Consider the following 23,023-nt stretch of genomic DNA (forward strand, 5'->3'; position numbering starts at 1 on the left):
AAATGAATAAAACGATAACAATTTTCGGAAAACAAATAAAACTTAGAAGGATTCTGTTTTATAGTATTTTTATTGTTATTTTTTCTATTTACAGTTTTGTTGAAAAGCCTTTTATTAAGTCAATTTATCTAAAAAGTGACATTGAATATTTTGCAAATAATCATTTTTGGAAAATTTATCTTGTAATTATTATTTTCTTTTTACTATTCGGATTTTTCAAAATTGAAAAAAGTAAAGAAGCAATAGGAGGATTTGTTCTTGCAACCATATTTTTTTTAATAGTTGGTTATGTTTGGCTCAATCATTTTATTACAACGCAAACTTTATTTTTAAATCAGATAAAATCTGTTGAAAAGAAAAAGGTTGTTTATCAGGTTTTTAATCACGATAAAATAATTTCACTTAGCAATAAGACTAACGAAGAATTTATTTTCGATGATAGTTTTACAGAGAAAATAGATAGAAAAAGAAAAATGAACCAACAAAAATCTTTATCACAATTAAAACATGGGGATACCATAAATGTGTTTTATGATAAAGGCTTGTTTGGATTCAAATATTTGAATTAATGAGCGGTATACTGTATTTTGTTCCGACACCCGTCGGAAATCTTGAAGATATGACTTTCAGAGCGATTAATACGCTGAAAGAAGTAGATTATATTTTGTGTGAAGACACGAGAACTTCGGGAATTCTTCTGAAACATTTTGAGATTTCGAAACCTCTAAAATCTTATCATCTTTACAACGAACATCAGGCGACAGAAAAAGTGATTGCTGACCTGAAAAATGGTCAGAATATCGCCATTATAACCGATGCAGGAACGCCAGGAATTTCAGATCCCGGTTATTTGCTGGCAAAAGCAGGAGCAGATCATGATCTTGAAATGATTTGTCTTCCCGGTGCAACAGCTTTGATTCCGGCTTTGGTGGTTTCCGGATTACCCAATAACGAATTTCTTTTTGCAGGTTTTCTTCCGCAGAAAAAAGGCAGACAAACGAAGCTTAAACAATTGGCTGAAGAGAAAAAAACAATTGTTTTGTATGAAAGTCCACACAAGATCAATACAACTTTAGAGCAAATCAAAGAATTTTTCGGCGAAGAAACAAAAGCAAGCTTAAGCCGGGAGATTTCCAAAAAATTTGAAGAAACCAAGAGAGGAACAATCAATGAATTAATAGAATTTTCTAAAAGTAAAACTTTAAAAGGTGAGATTGTTTTAATTGTCAATAATTCTGTAAAATAATTTCATTGAAAAAACTTATTTTTATACTTCTGTCCGGCTTTTTTTCTGCACAAACTAATCAATACAAAGAAATTCTTTTATCTAAACAGCTTGGAAAAGAAGTACATTCATATTCTAAAGGGTATGGTATTGTATCTGACGCTAAAATTTCATCATCTTCCATCATAGATTCTTTGGGAAATATTTCATTTAATTATCCTTTTAAAAGTGAAATTCTCCGACTCTCGAAAGACAGATTCATTCTGCAAGTAAAAGATGGAGATGCCATCGGAAAAACGGCTTTGATTGATGCTAAGGGAAATCAGTTGATCCCATTAGATAAATTTAAATATAAAACCTGGGAAAATAAAGACCGTTTAATTGTATCACGAGATGGAAAAGACGGTGTTTACGACTACAACGGAAAAGAAATTATCCCTTTTCAGGATAAAATAGAATTTGCGAACGAAAGCAGATTTTTCATTAAAAGAGATAAACTTTGGTTTATTTATAATTTTGACGGACAACAGGTTTCTGAAAGAGAGTTCAAAGAAAACCTGAGATTTTACAAAGGAAAAGTATATTTAAATACAGGAACCAAAACCGGAGAAGTGGTTGATATTGATGGTAAAACAGTCAGTCAGTTTTCAGATCATTACATTGAAGATATTAATGGTTTTCCTTTTTTAATAACGAAAGATATTGCCAGGAATAAGTATGGGATTGTAGATGAAAATGAGCAGGTTTTAGCAGAAAACATTTACGAACAGGCTTATGTAGGGAGAAATTATATTTACCTTATTAAAGATAATAAAGTAAGTGTCTTTGATAAAACACAAAAAAAAGTTTTCCCTACCGAATATCATTATGTGAATCATTTATTTAATGGTAATTTTAAGACGCTTAAAGATTATAAAAATCCTAAAATTGCTGTTATTAAAGTGAGTGGTGAGGTGATTTTGCCAAAAGAATACGACGTTGTAGAAAGTTTTAAAATAAAAGGTGAAGATTATGTTTTTGTAAGCAAAGACAATGAAGAGAAGCTTTTAGATAAAAACTTTGAAAGTGTTTTGAAAGATGGCTTTCAGATTGAGAAAATCTTTTTTAATAATGTCATTGTTAAAAAAGAAGAAACGTATTATAAATTTTCGCCGAAAGATAAATCTTATACGCCGATTAAAGATATTGTTTCCATAAAGCCATTTCAGTTTTACCCTGCCATTATCTGTAAAAATAAAGAAAATCTTTACGGAATGCTTGATGAGGAGGGAAAAGAAATTGTTCCTTTTATCTACGATGATATCGTAAGTTTTCTTTCCGGAGATGAAGTTGTAGTACAAAAAGGAGATAAGTTTGGAGTTACCAATCTCAAAAATGAGCCCCTTAAAGAGGTGGTTTATGATAAATATTCTGCAGATAACAAAAAACTTACCCTTACAAAAGACAAAGAGTCGGAAGTTATTGACTTTAGTTCTTCCGAAGACAAAGTAATGTTTTAGAAAACCTTTAGTTTGTGAATTTAAAATTCGCAAAGACAAATTATCTATATTTGCAAACCGAATAATTTATTTATTACACTCAATTTTTAAAATAAATAATCATTATATGAAACTATTAGAAGGAAAAGTAGCGCTAATTACCGGAGCTACAAGAGGAATCGGAAAAGGTATTGCCGAAATTTTTGCCCAGCAAGGTGCAAAAGTGGCTTTTACTTACGCCGGATCTGTAGATAAAGCGAAAGAATTGGAAACTGCTTTAAGTTCTGTAACTCAAATTAAAGGTTATCAGTCTGATGCTTCAGATTACGATGCAGCGCAAAAATTGGTAGATGATGTAATGGCTGAATTTGGTAAAATTGATATTCTGGTAAACAATGCAGGTATTACGAAGGATAATCTTCTGATGAGAATGTCTAAAGAAGATTGGGATACCATTATCAAAGTAAATTTAGATTCTGTATTCAACCTTACAAAGGCGGTAATTAAGCCAATGATGAAGGCAAAATCAGGTTCTATCATCAATATGACTTCTGTAGTGGGAGTAAAAGGAAATGCAGGACAGGCAAATTATGCAGCTTCAAAAGCTGGTGTAATTGGTTTTACCAAATCTATTGCTTTGGAGCTGGGTTCAAGAAACATCCGTTGCAACGCAATTGCTCCGGGGTTTATTGAGACTGAAATGACAGCTGCTTTAGACGAAAAAACAGTTCAGGGATGGAGAGAAGGTATTCCTTTAAAAAGAGGAGGACAACCTGAAGACGTGGCAAATGCATGTGTATTCTTAGGGAGTGAAATGTCATCTTATATTTCCGGTCAGGTTTTAAATGTTGACGGTGGAATGTTGACTTAATAAGATTTAAGCTAAATATTCGATCCCTCTCATAAAGCTTATGAGAGGGATTTTTTATTCTGCATCGATGTAATTTCTCAACCAGATCTGAAGATCTTTTTCTGGGGAAAGATTGATTTTTTTTCTGAAGTTATAACGGTTATTCTCAATAGTTTTTACCGCTTTGAAGGTATAATCTGCAATCTCTTTTGTCGTAAAACCTAAATAGATGTATGCTGCAAAAGTAAGTTCGCTGGGTTTAAAAGCTTCATTTAGTTTGAGCATTTTAGCCTGAAATTTCGGATAAACTTCCTGAAATCTGGTGTAAAACGAAGGATTATTGTCTTTTGCGAGTTGTATTATTTCATCAAAAGCTTCATTAAGCTGCTGTTTCAGTTTGTTAGATTCCTGTTCCTGCAGTTCTTTTTCTTTGATAAGTTTTTCGGTTATTTCAATTGTTTTTTGAGTTTTATGCTTTGATTTTTTTAAAAGATAAATGATGAAACCTGTGATGATGATAAGTAAAGAAATGATAATGAATGTTGTTCTCCAGGTATTTTTTACTTCCTCATCATGCTTTATTTTTTCTTCTCTCATAACCTGATTAAGAGCGAAATCACGTTCTTTCTTCATTCTTTCATCGAGCTCATTATGTATTTTAAGATAGAGATCCTGGTAATATTTTGCTTCACCGGAAATTCCCTGTGAGATTTTAAGCTCGGCAATTTTCCTGTACAGTTCGCTCAGAATATCTGGGAAATTATTGTGATCGAAGTTTTTTAAAGCCTGATCGTAAAATTTTTGAGCTTCGGAATAGTTTTTCTGTGAAGCATAAAGATTTCCCAAACCCATCAATGATTCAATTTTACAAGGATGTTCATTCTCCTTAAAATATTCCAATGATTTGTTGTAATAATTCTTTGCAGAATCGATCTTATTTTGTTTCAGATAATAATTTCCATATCCCAAACAGGAGCAGCCATTTTGAACATAATCATCTTTAAAATCAATTGTTTTCAGAATCTTATTTTCTTTTTGCAAAAAATAGAACATAGAATCCGGCTTATTGATGTTCTCATAAATATAGCTCAGGTTAGAATATGCAGCACTTTCAGTAAGTAAATCTGTGGGAGTTTTCTGTTTTTTACCGTCTAAAATCTCCAGTGCTTTCCGATAATGCTTAAAAGAGAGAGTATAAAGCTCTAAAAGCAGATAATTACTGCCTAATAATGAAGAAATTCGGGCTGAATGCGTTTCGTCCGTTTCCAGGTAATCAGAATATTTTTGTGCTTGTTTAGCATAATCAATACTTTGTTTAAATTTGGCCTGATCATAATAATAGGAAGCAAGATAAAAATATCCGTATGATAATCCTTTCTCATACTGGGATTTCTGCGAAAGCTTAATGATCTTTTCTGAATAATTTAAAACATTATTTGATTTTCCGGTTATATAAAACTGTTCTGTGCTTTTTATAAGCCGATCTGCTTCTAAGCTAGAATTTGTATTCTGCGCATGAAAAAAACATGACCAGAGAATCATAATCAGCACGAGCCTGATGGAGAAAAAATATATTATTTTCAATTGATTTGTGTTTTTTATTAATACAATAAGACAGCAAAAACTAATTGTTAAAACAAACAGTTAATTTTCAAATTGTTGATTGTAATGTAAGGGAATATTAAAGGCAATTTTTATGCCATTGAATTCTTAATAAATGTAAGAATATTTGGAAGAAGAAGTTCAATCTAAAAGAAAAAAAATCCGGACACTTTTAAACCCTACAGGCCAAAATATCCGGAGATTCTTTTTTCATCATTTGTGTTCTGAACTCTGAATTGAACAATGCAAATAGACAGAAATTTGAAAAAAAATGCAAAAATACAGCCCCTCAATTAGCCCTCTAGTTCGGGTAATGCTTTAAACAGGGAGTTTTGCATATGGTTAAAAATTATTGCTGTAAAATGAAGCAAAAAAGGTTTTAACGAAATTTAACTATTAAAAACTTGATTTTCCTGTTCCTGAACTCTGATAAAAGTCGTTCTTTTTGACAATTCTTTCAATGTGGAAGCTCCTACATAAGTGCAGGTTGAGCGAACACCACCCAAAATATCTTTCACAGTTTCTGAAACAGAACCTTTGTAAGCAACCTTCACGGTTTTACCTTCTGAAGCTCTGTATTCTGCCACACCTCCTGAATGTTTATCCATTGCAGTCTTAGAACTCATTCCGTAGAAGAGTTTGAATTTTTTACCGTTTTCTTCCACCATTTCGCCTCCGCTTTCGTCATGACCGGCAAACATTCCGCCCAACATCACAAAATCAGCTCCGCCTCCAAAAGCTTTGGCAACATCTCCGGGAACTTTACAGCCTCCGTCTGCAATGATGTGGCCTTTCAAACCATGCGCTGCATCGGCACATTCAATAATGGCAGAAAGTTGCGGATAACCAACTCCGGTTTTTACTCTCGTTGTACAAACCGAACCTGGCCCGATTCCGACTTTAATAATATCTGCACCGACTAAAAGAAGCTCTTCCACCATTTCTCCGGTTACGACATTTCCTGCCATAATAATTTTATCGGGGAAATTTGTTCTTGCTTTCTTCACAAATTCAACGAAATGCTCAGAATAACCATTGGCAACATCTATACAGAGAAACTCGATTTTTGGGTGCTTTTCGAGGATGGTTTTTATTTTCTCCTCATCAGATTTTCCGGTTCCGGTGCTCAAAGCAATATACTGATGAATTTCTTCAGGTTGATTATTTAAAAAGTTGCTCCATTCTTCCGGAGTGTAGTGTTTGTGAATAGCCGTGATGATCTTATCTTTTGCTAATTCAGCAGCCATTTCGAAAGTTCCGACTGTATCCATATTGGCGGCAATGATGGGAGTTCCTGTCCATTTTTTTTTGGTATGTCTGAAGGTGAATTCTCTTTCAAGATTTACTTCAGAGCGGGACTTTAATGTTGAACGTTTGGGTCTGAACATTACGTCTTTGAATCCCAGTTTTATATCATATTCTATACGCATATTTTGGAAAATTATTTTACTTAAAATTAAGCAAAAGATTTTTAGGAATCCCAAAAAGAATTGATTTTGTAAATAGATGAGAACTTATAAGAATACAAGAATTTCGATAATTAAGAGCGCACACGATTAATACAAAAATTATAACGTTGAACTTTGAATTATAATTTAAATAAAATATTTAGACCTATGGAAAATTTAGAGATAATTGTACAAGTTTTATATGCTATTAGTTTGAATCATCAATTAATTGAAAAAGTAATAAAGAGAATTTTTAAGAGTAACAGTAATGAAAAAAGATTAGGAAGAAAGAAGAAAAAGCAAAGACATAGAAAATAGATTTATCACAATCATCTGTGCAAATCTGTGGGAAATTTATTCACAAAATCTGTTTTATCATCATTTGAAATATCCTATTTTTGGTTTCATGGATTTTCCCGTTACTTTTCAGATTTTTGGTAAAACGATTTTGGCGCATCCTATTTTTGAAACCATCGGGATTTTCATCGGGATGCGGTATTATTTTTATTTAAAAAGGAAATCAAAAGAAAAACTGTCCTTCAATACTTCTGCAGCGGTATTAATTGGAGCAACGGCAGGAGCTTTAATCGGTTCAAAGCTCATCGGAAATCTTGAAAATCCGTACACATTATTCGAAAATTTCAACTTTAAAAGATTTTGGACAAATAATACCATTGTTGGAGGTTTGGCTTTTGGATTGATAGGGGTGGAATGGGCAAAAAAAATTGTCGGTCACAAAGAAAGTACGGGAGATTTAATTGTTTTTCCTCTGATCTTGGCAATGATTATTGGTAGAATTGGGTGTTTTCTGACTGGAGTTCATGAAGAAACGTACGGAATTCCCACAGATTTTATTTTCGGGATGCATTTGGGCGATGAATATCTGAGACACCCTGTCGCTTTGTACGAAATTGTTTTTCTCATTATTTTATGGATCATTTTAAAGGCTGCTCAGAATAAAAATAAATATCCTTCAGGTTTTGTTTTTCAATTATTTATGCTGAGCTATTTCAGCTTTAGATTGATGTTGGATTTTATTAAACCCAAAATAGAAATAATAGGAAATTTAGGAACGATACAGTTGGTTTGTATTGGCGTAATTATTTATTATTTCTTGAAACTGAGAAAAATAAAATCTGTAACTTCACTTTAAATATCAAATCATGAAATTTTTAACCTTACTTGAAGTCGGTGGTTTGGAAGGTCTTGTGATAATGATTATCGGAATCATTGCCATTGTGCTTTTCGTTGTTTCGTTGGTGATTGGGGCGATTACAAAAGTCATTTATGAATGGGACAATACAAAGAAATTTTCAACAGGTCAGTTTTGGAAAACTGTTCTGATATCAATGCTTATCGGTGGTTTGATAAGCGGTTTTGTTTGTGGTGGAATGTAAATCAAAATTATGCCGGTACGAAATTATACTTATTACGATTATACGATCAGTCTTTGCCCGGAATGTCTGAAAAGGGTAGGAGCAAAGATTATCATTGAAGATGAAACGGTTTTCATGACTAAAAGATGCCCTGATCATGGATTTTTTAAGACTAAAATTGCTTCTGATGTTCAATATTACAAAAATATCAGAAACTACAATAAAGCCTCAGAAATACCTGTACATTTCGGAACCGATGTAGAATACGGCTGTCCTTACGATTGTGGTTTGTGTGTTGATCATGAGCAACATAGCTGTCTTTCGATTGTGGAAGTGACGGATCGGTGCAATCTTACTTGTCCGACCTGTTATGCGATGTCTTCGCCACATTACGGAAGTCACAGAACTTTGGAAGAAATTGAAGCGATGTTTGATATCATTGTTAAAAATGAAGGTGAACCGGATGTTGTCCAGATTAGTGGAGGCGAACCGACCATCCATCCTGAGTTTTTTAAAATCATGGATATTGCCAAGTCGAAACCGATCAAACATTTGATGCTGAATACCAATGGAGTAAGAATTGCCAATGACCCAGGTTTTGCGGAAAAACTAGCGACTTATGCACCGGAATTTGAAATTTATCTTCAGTTTGATTCTTTTAAACCTGAAGTTTTACAAGATTTCAGAGGTAAAGATTTGACGGATGTGAGAATGAAGGCTTTGGAGAAATTGAATGCTTTAAATCTTTCTACAACGCTTGTTATCGTTCTTCAGAAAGATAAAAATATTGATGAAATCGGTAAGATCATTGATTTTGCTTTAAAACAGAAATGCGTCCGCGGAATTACCTTTCAGCCTGTAGAAATTGCGGGAAGAAACAGAGAAGACTCTGCGCATGAAAAAATTACATTGACGGAAGTAAGACAGGAAATTTTAAACCAGTTTCCGCTTTTGAATGGCGATGACATTATTCCCGTCCCGTGTAATCCGGATGCTTTGGCGATGGGTTATATTTTAAAACTGGAAGGGGAAACCATTCCTTTGACGAGATACATCAATCCCGCAGATTTGCTGAATAATGAAACCAGAAATACCATTGTTTATGAACAGGATACCGGATTGCAGATGCAACTTCTTGATATTTTCAGTACGGGAATTTCTGTGGATAAAGTTCAGCCTAAAGTAAATCAGTTATTGTGCTGTCTTCCTGAAGTTTCGGCTCCGAATTTAGATTATGATAATCTTTTCAGAATTATTATCATGAATTTTATGGATGCTCATGATTTTGATGTTCGTGCTGTGAAAAAATCCTGCGTTCACATCGTCAGTAAAGACTTAAAACTTATTCCGTTTGAGACGATGAATCTCTTTTACAGGGATGATAAGGTTAAATATTTGGAAGAACTGAGGAAAGATGATAAAGTTTTGTTTTAGATAAAATAGGGTATGAAAATTATCTTTTCACACCCCATAAATTTATTTTACCTCTCAAATCAAAGCCTAGTTTTTCATAAAGTTTCTTTGCTCCGAGATTATTTTCTGCAACATGAAGGAAAGGTGTTTTGCCATCTTCGAATATTGTATTGGATACAAATGCGACCAATTGCTTGGCAAAGCCTTTTCCCAGATAATCTGGGTCTGTAATGACGGCACTTACTTCTGTCATATCATTCATCTGCATTCTCTGACCTGTTACAGCAACAAGTTTTTCATCTTTAAAAATACCGAAATATCGTCCTAATTCCGGAGTTCTGCTTTTGAAATAATGCGGATAAAACTTTTTAACAAAAACCAATAATTCTTCATGGTTTTCATGTTGAAGTTCAACAATTTCTTCAGTATAATCAAGCTCAATTTTGTTTTCCAAAACATATTGATCACAAACAAGCTGAGACATTTCTGTTTTAAATTCTCCTAACTCAGGTTTTGCTCCGAAAATAAGAAAATCATCACAGATCTTTGCATAGTCTGTGATGTTATTTTCTTTTGCAACGTTTAATGATTCTCCAAAAGCAGCAACTTCAGGATTATAAAACTTAGAATCTCCGAAGTTTAAGCAAAAATTTTTATGATATTCATTAAGTGAGTGATATACAGGGTTATCTAATTTTCCGTACATTATTCAAAATCCATTACTTCACGAAGTGTATTCATATATTCGTAAGCGGTCATATCAAACTTTACAGGTACAATTGAGATATATCCGTTTGCCAAAGCTGTTTCGTCTGCATCTTCAGATTCATCCATATTGTTGAAATAACCGGTAAGCCAGTAATATTTTTTACCATGAGGGTTGATTCTTTCATCAAAGCTTTCTTCCCATTTTGCATGAGCCTGCTTGCAGATTTTCACCCCTTTTATTTCTTCTTTCAAAAGTTTAGGAATGTTTACATTTAAAACGACACCTTTAGGCATTGGATTTTCCAAAGTTTTTCTGACAATATTTTGAATGTATTCTTTTGCCTGCGTAAAATCTGCTTCCCAGCTGAAGTCTAAAAGTGAGAACCCAATTGAAGGAAGACCTTCTACACCGCCTTCTACGGCTGCAGACATCGTTCCCGAATAAATTACATTAATCGAAGAATTGGCGCCATGATTAATTCCGGAAACCACAATATCCGGTCTTCTGGGAAGTATTTTATCCAAAGCCATTTTCACACAGTCAACCGGAGTTCCGCTGCACGAAAAATCTCTTTGAGGACCGTCTAAATGCACTTCTTCATAGCTTAATGTAGAGTTGATCGTAATGGCATGACCTTTTCCGCTTTGAGGCGAATTGGGAGCTACCACAATAACTTCTCCAATTTCATTCATAAATTCTACTAAGTTTCTGATACCCGGAGCCGTGATTCCATCGTCATTTGTAACCAGAATTAGGGGTTTTTCCATATTGTATATTTAATTTTAACAAATATATGAATAAAGCATTGCTCTAAAAACAGCTTCAATTTAATTTATGGTCAACAAAATTTTGTACAGATAATCAAAGGATTACCGTTTCATATGTTTTATTATTAAAAAAAACTGAAATTTAACGGTTATTTCTAAATAAGGTATTAAATTTGATAGTTTGTAACAGCCGTTGAGTTTTAGAGACTTATTGGCAAACCATTTTTATTAAATAATATTTTATACTCTAAAGATTTATGTGGAAAAATTTTAAACTAAATAAATTTTTACTCTTTATTCCATTAACAAGTCTTATGTTTTGTTTCAATTCGCCTAAAAATGATGACGAAAAAATGCAGACGATAATGGTGAGCGTTAAAAACACTCTTTCATACTTACATTACAGCCCAAAACCTATTAATGACGCTTATTCAAAAGATGTTTACAAGCATTATTTTGAAATGATTGATCCGGGAAAAAGATATTTTCTGCAGTCGGATATGAACGAATTTGGCAAGCATGAAACAAAGCTTGACGATTATATCAATCAGGGTGATCTGCAGTTTTATAAACTTACAGTAGACCGATTGTACCAGAGAGTGGATGAAATAGATAAGATGACACAGGAAATCTTCAGCAAACCGATCAATCTGGAAGAAGATGAAACCCTTATTCTTGAATCTAAAATTAAAAAAGTTCCTGCAGACCAAAAGGAACAATATAATGAGTGGAAAAAATTTATCAAATACAATATCCTTCAGGAAATTGAATCGATGACCAGCAAAGAAGAAGCTCAAAAAGAGAAGAAAGATTCTGTACAGAAATTTAAATTAAAAGATACCATAAAACTGGAAATTCTTTCGCCTCAGCAAAAGCTTACAAAAGCAACGGATGAGGTAAAAGATTTGGTGAAAGAAACTTTTACGAGATTTAAGAAGAGAAAGAAAATGGATTGGTTCTCGGTGTATATGAATGCCTATACAGAAGTTTTTGATCCACATACCAACTATTATTCTCCAAAAGACAAAGAAGATTTTGATACTCAGTTTAAAGGAAAAGTAATAGGAATCGGTGCAATCATTCAGGAGAAAAAAGGCAACCTTTATCTAGGTGCACTTTCAATTGGGGCTCCTGCCTGGAAATCTAAAAAACTATCCGACGGCGATAAAATTTTGAAAGTAAAGTCTAAACCGAATGAAGAAGCGGTAAATGTAGTAGGAATGCTTTCTGATGAGGCCGTTCGATTAATAAGAGGAGAAAAAGGAACTCCGGTTACGTTAACGGTTCAGAAAAAAGATAAAACGATTATAGAAGTGACGATGATTCGTGAAGAAGTAGCTATTGAAGACACTTTTGCGAAAAGTATTATCGTAAATTCTCCCAACGGAAAAAAATACGGATTTATCAACTTACCAGGATTCAACGCCGATTTTGAAGATGAAAAAGGAAGAAATGCTTCTGATGACATCAAAAACGAAATTATCAAATTAAAAGCTGAAGGAATTGAGGGGGTTGTTTTAGACCTTAGGAATAACGGAGGTGGTTCGTTGACAGAAGTTGGGGATATTATGGGATTGTTTATGAATGCAGGTCCTTATGTACAGGTAAAAGATAGTAACGGAAAAATCCAGACGTTGAAAAACAAGCAGGAAACTCCGATCTGGACCGGACCTTTAGTGATTATGCAGAACGAGATTTCAGCTTCAGCATCAGAAATTTTGGCAGGTGCAATGCAGGATTACGGAAGAGCGGTAATTGTTGGGTCTCCTCAATCTTACGGTAAAGGTACAGTACAGACTTTTGTTGATCTGAACAGATTCTTAAATACGGAAGATGATTTCGGTTCTTTAAAACTGACGATTCAGAAATTCTACAGAGTTACAGGAGAATCAAACCAGAGAAAAGGAATTGTTTCTGATATTCAGATGAAAGATTTCTTCACGTATGCAGAAATTGGTGAGAGATACGACGATTTTGCTTTGGCATGGGATAAAATTCCGAGTGCTAATTTCCAGAAAGTAAATTATTTTGATGTGAAAGCTTTAGAAAAAGCAAGCAACGACAGAATGGCTAAGAATGCAAACTATCAATTGTTATTGGAGTCTGCACAATGGAGAGAGCAGCTGGATAAGGAAGAAAGCATTACATTAAATATCAATAAGTTTAATGAATTGATGAAGCAGAGAAAAGCTCAGATTGAAAAATTCAAAAAGCTTACGAAGTATGATAACGGATTGAAGTTTGCTATGTTCCCTGCAGAAATCGAAAGAGAGAAAAAGGATGAGGTTTTCAAAAAGAAATCTGAAATGTGGGTAAAAAACCTGAGAAAAGATACCTATCTTCAGGAAGCGATGAATATAATTGCAGACATGAAAGTGAAGCAATAAAAACTTATTAATAAAAGAAAAAACCACTAACGAAAATTAGTGGTTTTTTTGTGCTTAAATTTTATGTGGATTATTTTTTATTGCAAAAGCAAAAAAGATTTTAGTACCTCTTTAGTAAACTAAAAATTTACAAAAAGAATTAGTTTCTATTTTGTGACTTAGTAATCTTTCTTTTATCAAGAATTTCTTTTGCTCTTTTGCGGTAAAATAAATCTATTTAATCTCAATACAGCCCACTCTTCCGCCTGCATTTCCTGTTGGCTGGGTCTGGAAATCATCTTTATCGGCATGTATGATTAACCCTTTTCCGATAATGTTTTTGCTTTCTTCCACGCAATCAAGACACCATTTATCGGTTTTAAAAGTGAGTTTTGCATTCCCGTCTTTATCAGCTTCAAGATTTCCGATATCGCCCATGTGGAATTGATTTTCGCCCCATTTTCCATGATTGTGGCTTCCGGGATTCCAGTGTCCTCCTGCAGATGCTGCATCGGGAGCAGAGCAATCTCCTTTCTCGTGAATATGTACTGCGTGAATTCCCGGTGTAAGCTTGGTCACGTCAAGATTTAGAATTACTTCATTTCCATCTTGGGTAAATTTTGCTGTTCCGCCGGTTTCTGTTCCGCTTTTTGCGATGATGTTGTACGTTTTTGATGTAGAGCAGGAAACAGCAAATAATGTGCATCCTGCAAGAAGTAAAAGCTTTGTTGATTTCATTTTAATAATATTTTAGTGATTAATATTCTAGTGTTATTTATCTAAAATTAAAAAATACTGCTCAGTCATACAAATCTACCGTTCAGTCACAAAAAACTTAAAGAATAAAGTTTTAGATATAGATTTGTAAGCAAATAAACAGCCATGAAGACCATTTATTCTAAAAATCTTTGCTTTTTTACCCTTTTTGTCTGCGTTCTGCATTTTTCTCAGAACGTGAAAATTACGGGCAGAGTAAGTTACAAAAATAAAGGAATCAGCGCAGTAGATGTTACTCTGAAAGATACTTATGATGGTGCAACTACCAATAAAGAAGGTTTTTTTACTTTTGAAACTTCTGAAAAAGGAAATCACACGCTTATATTTTCGCACACTAAGTACATTGGTTCTGAAAAAAATATAACAATATCGGATCAGGATTTAAATATCAATATAGATTTAAAAGAACAGGTAAACGAAATCGATGCTGTGGTGATAACGGCGGGTTCTATCGAAGCCAGTGACAAAAACAGGTCGGCAATTATCAGTCCGCTGGATGTTTATACAACGGCTGGTTCGGATGCGCAGATTTCTTCTTACCTTACCTATCTTCCCGGTGTTCAGAAAGTCGGCGAGACAGAAGGGCTTTTCATCCGTGGAGGAACCGGAACTGAAGCCAAGATTTTTATGGACGGAAGCTTGGTTAATAACTATTTCTCCAATTCTGTTCCCGGAATTGCAGGCCGTGACCGTCTGAATACGTCTTTATTTAAAGGAAATGTATTTTCCAGTGGTGGATATTCTGCGCTTTACGGACAAGCCCTTTCCGGAGCCTTAATGCTTGAAAGTGTAGATTTCCCTGATCAAAGCTCTTACGATTTTGGCGTTTCTCCTATATTTTTGAATGTCGCCCTTCAAAGAGTAAATGATGATAAAACATTTTCTTTCGGAGCGAGTGCAGGATATTCGAACTTAAAACTGATGCAGGAAGTTTTTAATTTTAATACTGATTTTAATGAAGCTCCGAGCGGTTTCAATGGTGATTTTAATTTTAGAATTAAAACAAAATCCGGCGGTGTGCTGAAATATTACGGAATGTTCAATACCGATGCAATGGGAGTGAAAACTCCTGGTTTAGATCCAGATTCACAATATTCTTTGGTAAAACTGAGAGGTAAAAATACATTTCATAACCTTTCATTCAGACAAAAGTTAGGAAGATATCTTCTCAATGTCGGAAGTTCATATTCTTTCAACCGTTCAGACCTGAATTTTTCAACCCAAACAGATGAGGTTCAGTCTGTTCCTACAAGATTACTGAACGATGGGAATTATCTTAATTTTAAAACTGTTTTAGAGAGAAAGATGAATAGAATAAGCGCAGTGAGAGGAGGTTTTGAACTCAATTATGCGAATGAAGAGCTTTCGATCGAAGATGTAAACAAAGGTTACAGAGATTTGATTTCTTCGGCTTTTGTGGAGACAGATCTTGGTTTCAGCAACAGATTTTCGGCAAAGATCGGAGCCAGAGCAGAATATTCTTCTTATCTGAAAGAAAGCAATTTTGCTCCACGATTTGCACTCGCATATCGTTTGGCTAAAGACTGGACAACCTCATTTGCTTACGGAATTTTTTATCAAAATCCTGAAAGCAGATACATCAATTCTGCGGCACAATTAGATTTCCAGCAGTCACAGCATTATATTTTTCAGGTTCAGAAAACTGCGGAAGGCAGAAGTCTGAGATTGGAGGCATTTTATAAAAAATACAATGATCTAATCAAGGTACAGAATATTGCCAATATTCCCGGACAATATCAACCTGTACAAACTGCTGTTAACAATAATGGTGATGGCTATGCAAAAGGAGCAGAGCTGTTTTGGAGAGATAAGAAGACCATTAAAAATATTGATTACTGGGTAAGCTATTCGTACCTCGATTCCGAAAGAGATTTTATGAATTATCCGATGCCTTTAAAACCGGGTTTTGCATCGCAGCATACATTGTCGGTGGTTGCCAAAAGATTTTTCCCTGAAATGAAATTCCAGACCAATCTTTCATTCAATTATGCTAAAGGACGACCTTATTATGATATTATTTCTGATAATGGAGAGAATATCATTCGAAATGAAGGAAGTTTAAAAGATTTCAGCTCACTCAATTTAAGCTTTAATTATCTTCCGAATATCGGTAAAAAAGATGCGAAGGCATTTACCGTTCTGGTATTGAGTGTTTCGAATGTCTTAGGAAGAAAAAATATTTACGGATACAACTTTTCAAGTGACGGAAATTTCAGATCAGCCATTGTTCCGCCGGTGAATACCTTTGTTTTTGTAGGAATGTTTATCAGCTTTGGGGTCGATAAAACAGAGGATGCGATTAACAATAACCTTTAAATTTACTTTAATCGCAAATCGCAGATTAGACGAAGTCAAAAGTAACAAAAGCTTTTTGACACATGAGTCACATTAGTTTAGCTAAAATAATAACGTTGATAAGAACACATTTTCTTTTAATAAATCACTTAAAAACAATTCTGGTCATAGCTGAGTGAAACGCCTTTGCGAACGAAAGATATCCTCATTTATTTAAATAAAATCTTTGCGCACTTTGCGTTTAAAAATTATAAATATCAAACAATAAAATTTTAAAAATCATGAAAAAATTAATTTTAAGTTTTGCTTTAAGTATGTTTAGCTTAACTGCTTTTGCACAGAATCAGTACGAAAAAGTAATGACCGAAAAAATTGACAAAATTGAAGCCTGTAAAACGCCCGAAGACTTCAATGCTTTAGCAAACGACTTCCAGAGAATTGCAGATAAAGAAAAAGGGAAATGGCAACCGAGCTATTACGCTGCGTTTTCACACATTCAGAAGGGAAGAGTTTTAATGCGAGAAAATAAAATGAGCGAACTTGACGCTGTTGCAGATCAGGCTCAGAAATTTGTAGATCAGGCTGAAGAAGCCGATAAAAATAATTCTGAGATTTATCTTCTTCAAAAAATGATTTACTCTCTGAAAATGATGGTAAATCCGATGGAAAGATACATGACTTTCGGAACGAAGGCAGATGAAACACTGAAGAAAGCCGAACAGCTAAATCCTCAAAACCCGAGAGTAACTTTGATTAAAGCCGAAGACGTATATTTCACACCTGAACAGTTTGGCGGAAGTAAAAAGAAAGGAATGGAGTTATTTCAATCTGCTTTAGAGAAGTTCAATTCATTTAAACCAAAAACGTCTTTAGATCCGAATTGGGGAAAATCGGAAGCTGAATATTTCCTGAGTCTGCCTGCGGAAAAATAAATATCTATTTTTGTCTGCAATAACCTTTCTATTAATGCTTATTTAAGCCGGAAACCCATTATGAAACGGAAGAATTTTATAACCTTAGCGTGGATATCTCTAGGAACATCGATGTTTTTCTTTTTTGCATTTACAAATGAGAAAACGTTCGAAAATTTCATGCTGACCATTCTCATTTCTTTCATGTACTCGTTTGTTCTGGGTGCAGGAAACGGCTTGATAAACGATTATCTCAACAAAAAGTTTCCATGGTCTGAAGCAACGACTAAAAGAGGAATTATCAGCATTGTCGTTATTCTGATTGCTAATATTATTCTGGTTTATTTCTGTAATTACATAAATTTTGTTGTTTTTCAGAAAGCGGCGACAACAGAAGAGTATTTTACGGGCAGATACAATTTTATCAATTGGTTTACCATCAATGTGGCGCTTCTGATCTCTGCTTTTCTTCATGCAAAAGGTTTTATGGACGAATTGAAAAAAACGTCTAAAAAAGAAGTTGTAGAGCAGAAATTAATTGCAAAATCAGCAAATGCCCAGTTTGAAAGTTTAAAAAACCAGCTCGATCCTCATTTTTTGTTTAATTCTTTAAATGTTTTAAGTTCGCTGATCGACGAAAATCCTGTTCAGGCTCAGAAGTTTACCGCTTCCATGTCAAAGATTTACCGGTATGTTCTCGAGCAGAAAGATAAAGAACTTGTTACGGTTGAGGATGAAATTGAATTTGCAAAAATCTACTGCGATCTTCTGAAAACGCGATTTGAGGACAGCGTGAATTTCGATTTTAATGTGGATAAAGAAAGCCTGAAAAGATTTGTAGTTCCGCTTTCTTTGCAGTTGCTTTTGGAGAATTGCATTAAACACAACTTAGCAACTTCTTCAAAGCCTTTGGTGATCAAAATTTTTACGGAAGGCGATACTTTATGCATTGAAAATAACCTGCAGATTCGCGAGCAGATCAAAGAAAGTGCGGGAATAGGTTTGGCAAATATTGTTCAGCGGTATTCTTTACTCACAAAAAAGAATGTTTTTATTGAAAAGTCTGAAGACTATTTTAAAGTAAAAATTCCTATTCTTAATGAGAAGCCAAATCTTGTTTTGAATAAAGAAGATGAAAACAAAGCCTATCTAAGAGCTCGAAAACGTGTAAAAGAGATTAAAAGTTTTTATGCAAACCTTACCTCATATTGCATCATCATTCCTTTTTTAATTTTTGTGAATCTTTATACTCAAAATAAGTATCATTGGTTTTGGTGGCCGCTTTTAGGATGGGGAATCGGGGTTGCTTCCCATGCATTTCAGGTTTTTGGGATCGGGCAATCTTGGCAGGAAAAGAAGATTCAGGAAATTATGGACAAACAAAAAAACAAACATCATGGAAAAATTTGACGAAAACGATATTCATTATCAGCAAGCTAAGAAACAGGTCGAAAGACTGCGGGGTTTTTACGGACATCTCTTTTCTTATGTGGGAGTAAATATCATGATTGCCTTCTTTAATTACAGCAATTTGGCTCCCAATGAAAGCTATTTTCAGTTTAAAAACTTCTTCACAGCCATTTTTTGGGGAATCGGACTTTTAGCGCATGCTTTATTTGTTTTTTTGCCACGTTTCGATTTTGCAAAACGTTGGGAAGAAAAGAAAATCCGGGAGTTCATGGAGAAAAATAAAGAAGAATGATAAAACTTATTCTTATCTGAAAATTAAATGATATTTAGAAGCAAATCCCGATTTCAATTGAGTCGGGATTTTTACTGTTCAGTATTGAAAAATTACAGCTCAGTCATATATAGTTGAATCGAGCATTGTTATCGACTTAAATTTGACTCAAGAAAACAAACAAATAATAATTCTAAAACAAAACATCATGGAAAATTTATCATTCAACAAAGAAAATTTAGCGTACGAAAGAGCCGCAAAAAGAGTAAGAGACCTTAAAGGTTTTTACGGAAATCTTACTTCTTACTGTATGGTCATTCCTTTTTTAATTATTTTAAATTTTTTAACATCACCAAATCATCTATGGTTTTACTGGCCAATGTTGGGTTGGGGAATCGGAATTGCAGCACACGCCGTAAACACTTTCGGGATCGGAAAAGATTGGGAAGAAAAGAAAATAAAAGAATTGATGGAGGCGGAAAGAAAGAATTCAAAATCACTTTAATTAATCATCAATAAAAACTTATTATCATGAATTATAACAGCGCACAAAAAAGAGTAAAAGAACTGAAATCATTCTACAAAAACTGTATGTGGTTTGGAATCGTTGCCTTGTTCATATTTTTCAGAAGACTCATGAAAAGCGGAGATTTGTCTTAATCAATATTTAGCGGATCTATTATTTTGACGGTTTGGGGAATTATTTTAGCTGTAAAAGCCGTAAAACTTTTTGTTTTTGATGCTGAATGGGAAAACGAAATCATTGAAGAAGAACTTAAGAAGACCAAAAAGCCGATTAATTTTTAAAACTGAAAAGATTTAATTATTTTTATTTCGGAATAAAACTAAAACCAAAGCTCAATGATAAAAACGGTCATTATCGAAGACGAAAAACCCGCTGCAAGAAAACTGGAAAGAATGCTGAACGAATTTCCTGACATTGAAGTGCTTGCGAAAATAGAATCGGTGGAAGAGGGGATTGCCTGGTTTTCTGAAAACGAACATCCACAGCTCATTTTTTCGGACATCGTTTTGGGAGATGGTCTTTCGTTTGATATCTTCGAGAAAATTTCTACGAAATCGTTTATCATTTACACCACAGCTTTCGATCAATACACTTTGAAAGCTTTTAAACTCAACAGCATCGACTATCTTCTGAAACCCATTATGGATGAAGATCTTTCGGGCGCGATTGAAAAGTTTAAATCATTTCTTCCTTCAGATCAGTCGGTAAATTCGGATGATATTAAACAGATCATTAAAAAAGAAAGAACTACACTTTCAAGAATTCTGGTAAAGATCGGATATAATCTGAAAATTGTTCAAACCCACGAAATCAGCTGTTTTTACAGCGAAAATAAAATCGTTTATCTGCAGACTCAGGACAGAGCTTATCCTTCAGATTTCACTTTAGATGAATTGACAGATGTGCTTGATGATAAGAAGTTTTTCCGTGCAAACAGACAGTTTATTATTAATTCGGATTACATCAAAAATATTCATACTTCACCCAATTATAAAGTGGAGCTCAACTTCCAGCCGCAGGAAGAAATTACAGTAAGCCGCGAACGGGTGAAGGATTTTAAAGATTGGTTGGTAAATTAGAATAAAAAAGAGGTCTGAATTTCTTCAAACCTCTAGCGATAATTATTTTTCAATTTCCTTTTCCGGCTTATAACCATATTTTTCAACTAAGATATAAGTTAGAACCACAAGAATGATACTTATCGTTAATCTCGAATTCTCAGGATGTACAATTTCCTGATAAAGATTGTATCCTAAAACAGCAGATACTACTGCAATTAAAACCTGATTTACATAAGCGTACTGATTTTTCAAAAAAGTTTTCATAATGATGTTTTTTATTGTTATTTATCAGGTAAGTATCACAATCTTAAATATGTTACAACAAATAAAAGTCCGGAAATATTGCAAACCTTATTATAAATGAATATTTAATCTGATGAATTTATTTCATTAAACTAATATTTGTAAGACCACCATCCGAAAGAATTTCTGTTCCTACAATAAAAGATGATTCATCTGACGCTAAAAATACAGCAGCATTTCCGATATCAGAAGGCAATCCCTGTCTTCCGATGGGTGTAATATCTATCCAGGTTTGTTTCACCTGATCCAAATGTTCTTCCGGTACCATTTTCCCGAAAACCGGTGTGTCAATAGAACCGGGAGAAAGGGCATTCACTCTTATTTTTCGTGGAAGTAAATCTAAAGATAAGCCTTTTGCCAATGATATTATTGCTGCTTTTGCCGCCGAATAAATCGCCATTCCGGGTGCAGCACGATGAGCAGCACTGGAACCAATCAAAATAACCGAAGCTCCGTCGTTAAGGTATGGAAGTGATTTTTGGACCGTGAAATAGGAACTTTTTAAATTTAAATCCATATATTTATCGTAGCTCTCTTCTGTAACCTGGTCAATTGTACCCATCGCTACACCATCTACTACGCCTCCTGCATTGACGACCAATACATCTATTTTACCAAACTTTTCGAAGGTGTGTCTAAAAGTGTTTTCTAAATCATCAAGATTCGTGACATCTCCTACAATACCTATAAAATCTGTGCCCAAAGCTTCAACAGAATTATTCAGAGTTGCTTTATTTCTTCCGGTAATAGTGCCAACTGCTCCTTCGTTTTTAAAAGCTTCTGCAATCCCAAATCCGATACCGCTGTTTCCACCTGTAACAACGGTTACTTTATTTTTTAATCTGTTCATTTTTATTACATTAATTATAAGCCAAAAATTCCTCCTGAAACGGCGATCTGTTCACCGGTAATCCATCCTGCATCGTCCGAAGCAATAAATACAGCCACTTTTGCAATATCTTCCGGCTGTCCGGTTCGTCCGAGTGGAGTTGTAGATATAAGTTTTGCTTCAAATTCACTTCCGATAAAACCTGCGCTGTGAGATCCTTCTGTTTCTACAACACCCGGCAATATAGAATTGATGCGGATATTTCTTCCTGAAAACTCTTTTGAAAGCGCAACTGTAAAAGCATCTAACGCCGTTTTCGTAGCAGAATACACCGAACCTGTTGGCAACGGAGAACGGCTCGCTCCTGAACTGATATTGATGATGTTTCCTCCTTTTTCACCAAATAATTTTAATGCCGACTGAATCGCAAAAACAGATCCTAAAACATTAATGTTGAATTGCTGATGAAATGTTTCAGCGGTTACCTGTTCGATAGGTTCATAATTATAAATTCCGGCGTTGTTTACTAAAATATCCAGTGTGCCAAAAGCATTTTTGATTTCGTCAAAAAGTCTGATGACATCAGTTTCTTTCGAGACATCGCCCTGCACAGCCATTGCAGTTCCGCCATTGTTGGTAATCTCATTCACAACTTTATCTGCATCTTCTTTACTCGAAGCGTAGTTTACTACTACTTTTGCGCCTTCTGCTGCAAAATATTTAGCGATTGATGCTCCTATTCCTTTTGAAGCGCCAGTAACTAAAGCTACTTTATTTTTCAATTTGTCCATCGTTCTTATCTGTTTTAAAATTCTGAGACAAAATTATTATATATAAATTTATTTTGGTAACTTTGTAACGAAAAGTAACAGTAACAACGAAGTAACGTTGTAACATAAAAGTAACCACCTATGAGTTGTCAACCCTTAAAAACAGATGGTCATAAAAAAGAAATGATGGCCGTACAGGACTCGATGGATGTATTGAGCGGGAAATGGAAAATATCCATTATTTCATCAATTTGCTATTATAATAAGAGAAGATTTTCTGATATCCTCAACGACGTAGTAGGGATTTCTAATAAAATGCTGAGCAAGGAATTGAAAGAGCTGGAAATCAATAAATTAATTAAACGAACGGTTTTAGATACTCAACCTATAACAGTACAATATGAACTTACAGCGCATGGTAAATCTCTGCAGACAATCATAAATAATCTGACAGATTGGGGAATAAAACATAGAAAAGAAATCATTGGAGGAGACAATAAAATTTCTAACGATTCTGAGCCGAATTTTGCTTTGGCTGAAAATGTTGAAGGTTCATAGTTTTAATTAAAATCTTGATAATTAATTATCAGAATTCCCAACAGATTTCTAGATTAT

Annotated in this window: 25 protein-coding genes; 17 read left to right on the top strand and 8 right to left on the bottom strand. The window is 34.3% G+C overall.

The window, feature by feature from the left end; all coding sequences use genetic code 11:
• The first annotated feature begins 2 nt into the window (after positions 1 to 2).
• The 4 genes from BM371_RS06460 to fabG all read left to right on the top strand — a co-directional run bounded on the left by BM371_RS06460 (position 3) and on the right by fabG (position 3,574).
• Positions 3 to 569 (top strand): hypothetical protein, encoded by a 567-nt coding sequence (locus tag BM371_RS06460; RefSeq protein ID WP_034672878.1) that lies wholly within the window; start codon positions 3 to 5, stop codon positions 567 to 569.
• Positions 569 to 1,246 (top strand): 16S rRNA (cytidine(1402)-2'-O)-methyltransferase, encoded by a 678-nt coding sequence (gene rsmI / locus BM371_RS06465; RefSeq protein WP_034672876.1) that lies wholly within the window; start codon positions 569 to 571, stop codon positions 1,244 to 1,246. The genes BM371_RS06460 and rsmI overlap by 1 nt, the downstream gene beginning before the upstream one ends.
• A gap of 5 nt (positions 1,247 to 1,251) precedes the next feature.
• Complete coding sequence (locus BM371_RS06470; RefSeq protein WP_034672874.1) at positions 1,252 to 2,724, top strand: WG repeat-containing protein; 1,473 nt, start codon at positions 1,252 to 1,254, stop codon at positions 2,722 to 2,724.
• Positions 2,725 to 2,830: 106 nt separating this feature from the next.
• Entirely contained in the window at positions 2,831 to 3,574 is a 744-nt protein-coding gene (gene fabG / locus BM371_RS06475) for a 3-oxoacyl-[acyl-carrier-protein] reductase (protein WP_034672871.1), read from the top strand.
• Positions 3,575 to 3,628: 54 nt separating this feature from the next.
• Here fabG and BM371_RS06480 read toward each other — a convergent pair whose 3' ends face one another.
• Positions 3,629 to 5,137 (bottom strand): tetratricopeptide repeat protein, encoded by a 1,509-nt coding sequence (locus BM371_RS06480; protein ID WP_131430853.1) that lies wholly within the window; start codon positions 5,135 to 5,137, stop codon positions 3,629 to 3,631.
• 407 nt (positions 5,138 to 5,544) lie between these two features.
• Positions 5,545 to 6,585: a GMP reductase gene (locus tag BM371_RS06485; RefSeq protein WP_034672867.1), complete on the bottom strand. Its 1,041-nt coding sequence runs from the start codon at positions 6,583 to 6,585 to the stop codon at positions 5,545 to 5,547.
• 186 nt (positions 6,586 to 6,771) lie between these two features.
• Here BM371_RS06485 and BM371_RS20510 point away from each other — a divergent pair, with 186 nt between their 5' ends.
• From BM371_RS20510 to BM371_RS06500, 4 genes are all read left to right on the top strand, one after another.
• Entirely contained in the window at positions 6,772 to 6,921 is a 150-nt protein-coding gene (locus tag BM371_RS20510) for a hypothetical protein (protein WP_165571759.1), read from the top strand.
• A gap of 64 nt (positions 6,922 to 6,985) precedes the next feature.
• Positions 6,986 to 7,756 carry a prolipoprotein diacylglyceryl transferase gene (locus BM371_RS06490; protein WP_228423575.1) on the top strand — a complete coding sequence of 257 codons (771 nt, stop codon included), beginning with the start codon at positions 6,986 to 6,988 and terminating at the stop codon, positions 7,754 to 7,756.
• Positions 7,757 to 7,766: 10 nt separating this feature from the next.
• On the top strand, positions 7,767 to 8,000 hold the full coding sequence (locus BM371_RS06495) for a hypothetical protein (protein ID WP_034672858.1): 234 nt from the start codon (positions 7,767 to 7,769) through the stop codon (positions 7,998 to 8,000).
• A gap of 9 nt (positions 8,001 to 8,009) precedes the next feature.
• Entirely contained in the window at positions 8,010 to 9,413 is a 1,404-nt protein-coding gene (locus tag BM371_RS06500; RefSeq protein WP_034672856.1) for a radical SAM protein, read from the top strand.
• Positions 9,414 to 9,432: 19 nt separating this feature from the next.
• Here BM371_RS06500 and BM371_RS06505 read toward each other — a convergent pair whose 3' ends face one another.
• Both BM371_RS06505 and surE read right to left on the bottom strand, forming a co-directional pair.
• Positions 9,433 to 10,098: a GNAT family N-acetyltransferase gene (locus BM371_RS06505; RefSeq protein ID WP_034672854.1), complete on the bottom strand. Its 666-nt coding sequence runs from the start codon at positions 10,096 to 10,098 to the stop codon at positions 9,433 to 9,435.
• Complete coding sequence (surE, locus tag BM371_RS06510; RefSeq protein ID WP_034672852.1) at positions 10,098 to 10,868, bottom strand: 5'/3'-nucleotidase SurE; 771 nt, start codon at positions 10,866 to 10,868, stop codon at positions 10,098 to 10,100. The genes BM371_RS06505 and surE overlap by 1 nt, the downstream gene beginning before the upstream one ends.
• 257 nt (positions 10,869 to 11,125) lie before the next feature.
• Here surE and BM371_RS06515 point away from each other — a divergent pair, with 257 nt between their 5' ends.
• The gene (locus BM371_RS06515; RefSeq protein ID WP_034672846.1) at positions 11,126 to 13,255 is read left to right on the top strand and encodes a carboxy terminal-processing peptidase; all 2,130 of its coding nucleotides are present in this window, start codon (positions 11,126 to 11,128) and stop codon (positions 13,253 to 13,255) included.
• 213 nt (positions 13,256 to 13,468) lie between these two features.
• On the opposite strand, the gene BM371_RS06520 is transcribed toward BM371_RS06515, so the two are convergent.
• Positions 13,469 to 13,972, bottom strand: a complete 504-nt coding sequence (locus BM371_RS06520) for a superoxide dismutase family protein (RefSeq protein ID WP_034672843.1) — start codon at positions 13,970 to 13,972, stop codon at positions 13,469 to 13,471.
• Between the two features lie 144 nt (positions 13,973 to 14,116).
• Here BM371_RS06520 and BM371_RS06525 point away from each other — a divergent pair, with 144 nt between their 5' ends.
• From BM371_RS06525 to BM371_RS06555, 7 genes are all read left to right on the top strand, one after another.
• Entirely contained in the window at positions 14,117 to 16,348 is a 2,232-nt protein-coding gene (locus BM371_RS06525) for a TonB-dependent receptor (protein WP_034672842.1), read from the top strand.
• A gap of 260 nt (positions 16,349 to 16,608) precedes the next feature.
• A complete protein-coding gene (locus tag BM371_RS06530; protein ID WP_034672836.1) occupies positions 16,609 to 17,259 on the top strand; it encodes a hypothetical protein in 651 nt (216 codons plus the stop codon).
• A gap of 60 nt (positions 17,260 to 17,319) precedes the next feature.
• Entirely contained in the window at positions 17,320 to 18,648 is a 1,329-nt protein-coding gene (locus BM371_RS06535; RefSeq protein ID WP_034672834.1) for a 2TM domain-containing protein, read from the top strand.
• Positions 18,635 to 18,940, top strand: a complete 306-nt coding sequence (locus BM371_RS06540; protein ID WP_034672832.1) for a 2TM domain-containing protein — start codon at positions 18,635 to 18,637, stop codon at positions 18,938 to 18,940. Before BM371_RS06535 ends, BM371_RS06540 begins: the two co-directional genes overlap by 14 nt.
• A 187-nt stretch (positions 18,941 to 19,127) precedes the next feature.
• Complete coding sequence (locus BM371_RS06545) at positions 19,128 to 19,424, top strand: 2TM domain-containing protein (protein ID WP_034672829.1); 297 nt, start codon at positions 19,128 to 19,130, stop codon at positions 19,422 to 19,424.
• Positions 19,425 to 19,450: 26 nt separating this feature from the next.
• Positions 19,451 to 19,579, top strand: coding sequence for a 2TM domain-containing protein (locus BM371_RS20365; protein WP_117601810.1), 129 nt, complete (start codon positions 19,451 to 19,453; stop codon positions 19,577 to 19,579).
• Positions 19,580 to 19,780: 201 nt separating this feature from the next.
• Positions 19,781 to 20,524: a LytR/AlgR family response regulator transcription factor gene (locus tag BM371_RS06555; protein ID WP_034672828.1), complete on the top strand. Its 744-nt coding sequence runs from the start codon at positions 19,781 to 19,783 to the stop codon at positions 20,522 to 20,524.
• Positions 20,525 to 20,566: 42 nt separating this feature from the next.
• Here the strand turns inward: BM371_RS06555 and BM371_RS06560 are convergent, their stop codons facing one another.
• The 3 genes from BM371_RS06560 to BM371_RS06570 all read right to left on the bottom strand — a co-directional run bounded on the left by BM371_RS06560 (position 20,567) and on the right by BM371_RS06570 (position 22,429).
• Positions 20,567 to 20,770 carry a hypothetical protein gene (locus tag BM371_RS06560; RefSeq protein ID WP_034672827.1) on the bottom strand — a complete coding sequence of 68 codons (204 nt, stop codon included), beginning with the start codon at positions 20,768 to 20,770 and terminating at the stop codon, positions 20,567 to 20,569.
• 118 nt (positions 20,771 to 20,888) lie between these two features.
• A complete protein-coding gene (locus BM371_RS06565; protein WP_034672826.1) occupies positions 20,889 to 21,659 on the bottom strand; it encodes an SDR family oxidoreductase in 771 nt (256 codons plus the stop codon).
• Positions 21,660 to 21,673: 14 nt separating this feature from the next.
• Positions 21,674 to 22,429 carry an SDR family NAD(P)-dependent oxidoreductase gene (locus BM371_RS06570; RefSeq protein ID WP_034672825.1) on the bottom strand — a complete coding sequence of 252 codons (756 nt, stop codon included), beginning with the start codon at positions 22,427 to 22,429 and terminating at the stop codon, positions 21,674 to 21,676.
• A gap of 120 nt (positions 22,430 to 22,549) precedes the next feature.
• On the opposite strand from BM371_RS06570, the gene BM371_RS06575 reads away from it, so the two are divergent.
• Positions 22,550 to 22,966: a winged helix-turn-helix transcriptional regulator gene (locus tag BM371_RS06575; RefSeq protein WP_034672824.1), complete on the top strand. Its 417-nt coding sequence runs from the start codon at positions 22,550 to 22,552 to the stop codon at positions 22,964 to 22,966.
• Positions 22,967 to 23,023 lie beyond the last annotated feature (57 nt).

The organism is Chryseobacterium formosense (assembly GCF_900116415.1).
In the GTDB taxonomy this organism is placed as follows: domain Bacteria; phylum Bacteroidota; class Bacteroidia; order Flavobacteriales; family Weeksellaceae; genus Chryseobacterium; species Chryseobacterium formosense.

Bases quoted from the DNA above. Each gene is read 5' to 3' on its own strand.
- BM371_RS06485 (WP_034672867.1), bottom strand. From the start codon at position 6,585: ATGCGTATAGAATATGATATAAAACTGGGATTCAAAGACGTAATGTTC.
- BM371_RS06555 (WP_034672828.1), top strand. From the start codon at position 19,781: ATGATAAAAACGGTCATTATCGAAGACGAAAAACCCGCTGCAAGAAAA.
- BM371_RS06535 (WP_034672834.1), top strand. From the start codon at position 17,320: ATGAAACGGAAGAATTTTATAACCTTAGCGTGGATATCTCTAGGAACA.
- BM371_RS06525 (WP_034672842.1), top strand. From the start codon at position 14,117: ATGAAGACCATTTATTCTAAAAATCTTTGCTTTTTTACCCTTTTTGTC.
- BM371_RS06545 (WP_034672829.1), top strand. From the start codon at position 19,128: ATGGAAAATTTATCATTCAACAAAGAAAATTTAGCGTACGAAAGAGCC.
- BM371_RS06515 (WP_034672846.1), top strand. From the start codon at position 11,126: ATGTGGAAAAATTTTAAACTAAATAAATTTTTACTCTTTATTCCATTA.
- BM371_RS06460 (WP_034672878.1), top strand. From the start codon at position 3: ATGAATAAAACGATAACAATTTTCGGAAAACAAATAAAACTTAGAAGG.
- BM371_RS06575 (WP_034672824.1), top strand. From the start codon at position 22,550: ATGAGTTGTCAACCCTTAAAAACAGATGGTCATAAAAAAGAAATGATG.
- BM371_RS06495 (WP_034672858.1), top strand. From the start codon at position 7,767: ATGAAATTTTTAACCTTACTTGAAGTCGGTGGTTTGGAAGGTCTTGTG.
- BM371_RS06520 (WP_034672843.1), bottom strand. From the start codon at position 13,972: ATGAAATCAACAAAGCTTTTACTTCTTGCAGGATGCACATTATTTGCT.
- BM371_RS06570 (WP_034672825.1), bottom strand. From the start codon at position 22,429: ATGGACAAATTGAAAAATAAAGTAGCTTTAGTTACTGGCGCTTCAAAA.
- BM371_RS06540 (WP_034672832.1), top strand. From the start codon at position 18,635: ATGGAAAAATTTGACGAAAACGATATTCATTATCAGCAAGCTAAGAAA.
- BM371_RS06505 (WP_034672854.1), bottom strand. From the start codon at position 10,098: ATGTACGGAAAATTAGATAACCCTGTATATCACTCACTTAATGAATAT.
- BM371_RS06565 (WP_034672826.1), bottom strand. From the start codon at position 21,659: ATGAACAGATTAAAAAATAAAGTAACCGTTGTTACAGGTGGAAACAGC.
- rsmI (WP_034672876.1), top strand. From the start codon at position 569: ATGAGCGGTATACTGTATTTTGTTCCGACACCCGTCGGAAATCTTGAA.
- fabG (WP_034672871.1), top strand. From the start codon at position 2,831: ATGAAACTATTAGAAGGAAAAGTAGCGCTAATTACCGGAGCTACAAGA.
- BM371_RS20365 (WP_117601810.1), top strand. From the start codon at position 19,451: ATGAATTATAACAGCGCACAAAAAAGAGTAAAAGAACTGAAATCATTC.
- BM371_RS06560 (WP_034672827.1), bottom strand. From the start codon at position 20,770: ATGAAAACTTTTTTGAAAAATCAGTACGCTTATGTAAATCAGGTTTTA.
- BM371_RS06530 (WP_034672836.1), top strand. From the start codon at position 16,609: ATGAAAAAATTAATTTTAAGTTTTGCTTTAAGTATGTTTAGCTTAACT.
- BM371_RS20510 (WP_165571759.1), top strand. From the start codon at position 6,772: ATGGAAAATTTAGAGATAATTGTACAAGTTTTATATGCTATTAGTTTG.
- BM371_RS06500 (WP_034672856.1), top strand. From the start codon at position 8,010: ATGCCGGTACGAAATTATACTTATTACGATTATACGATCAGTCTTTGC.
- surE (WP_034672852.1), bottom strand. From the start codon at position 10,868: ATGGAAAAACCCCTAATTCTGGTTACAAATGACGATGGAATCACGGCT.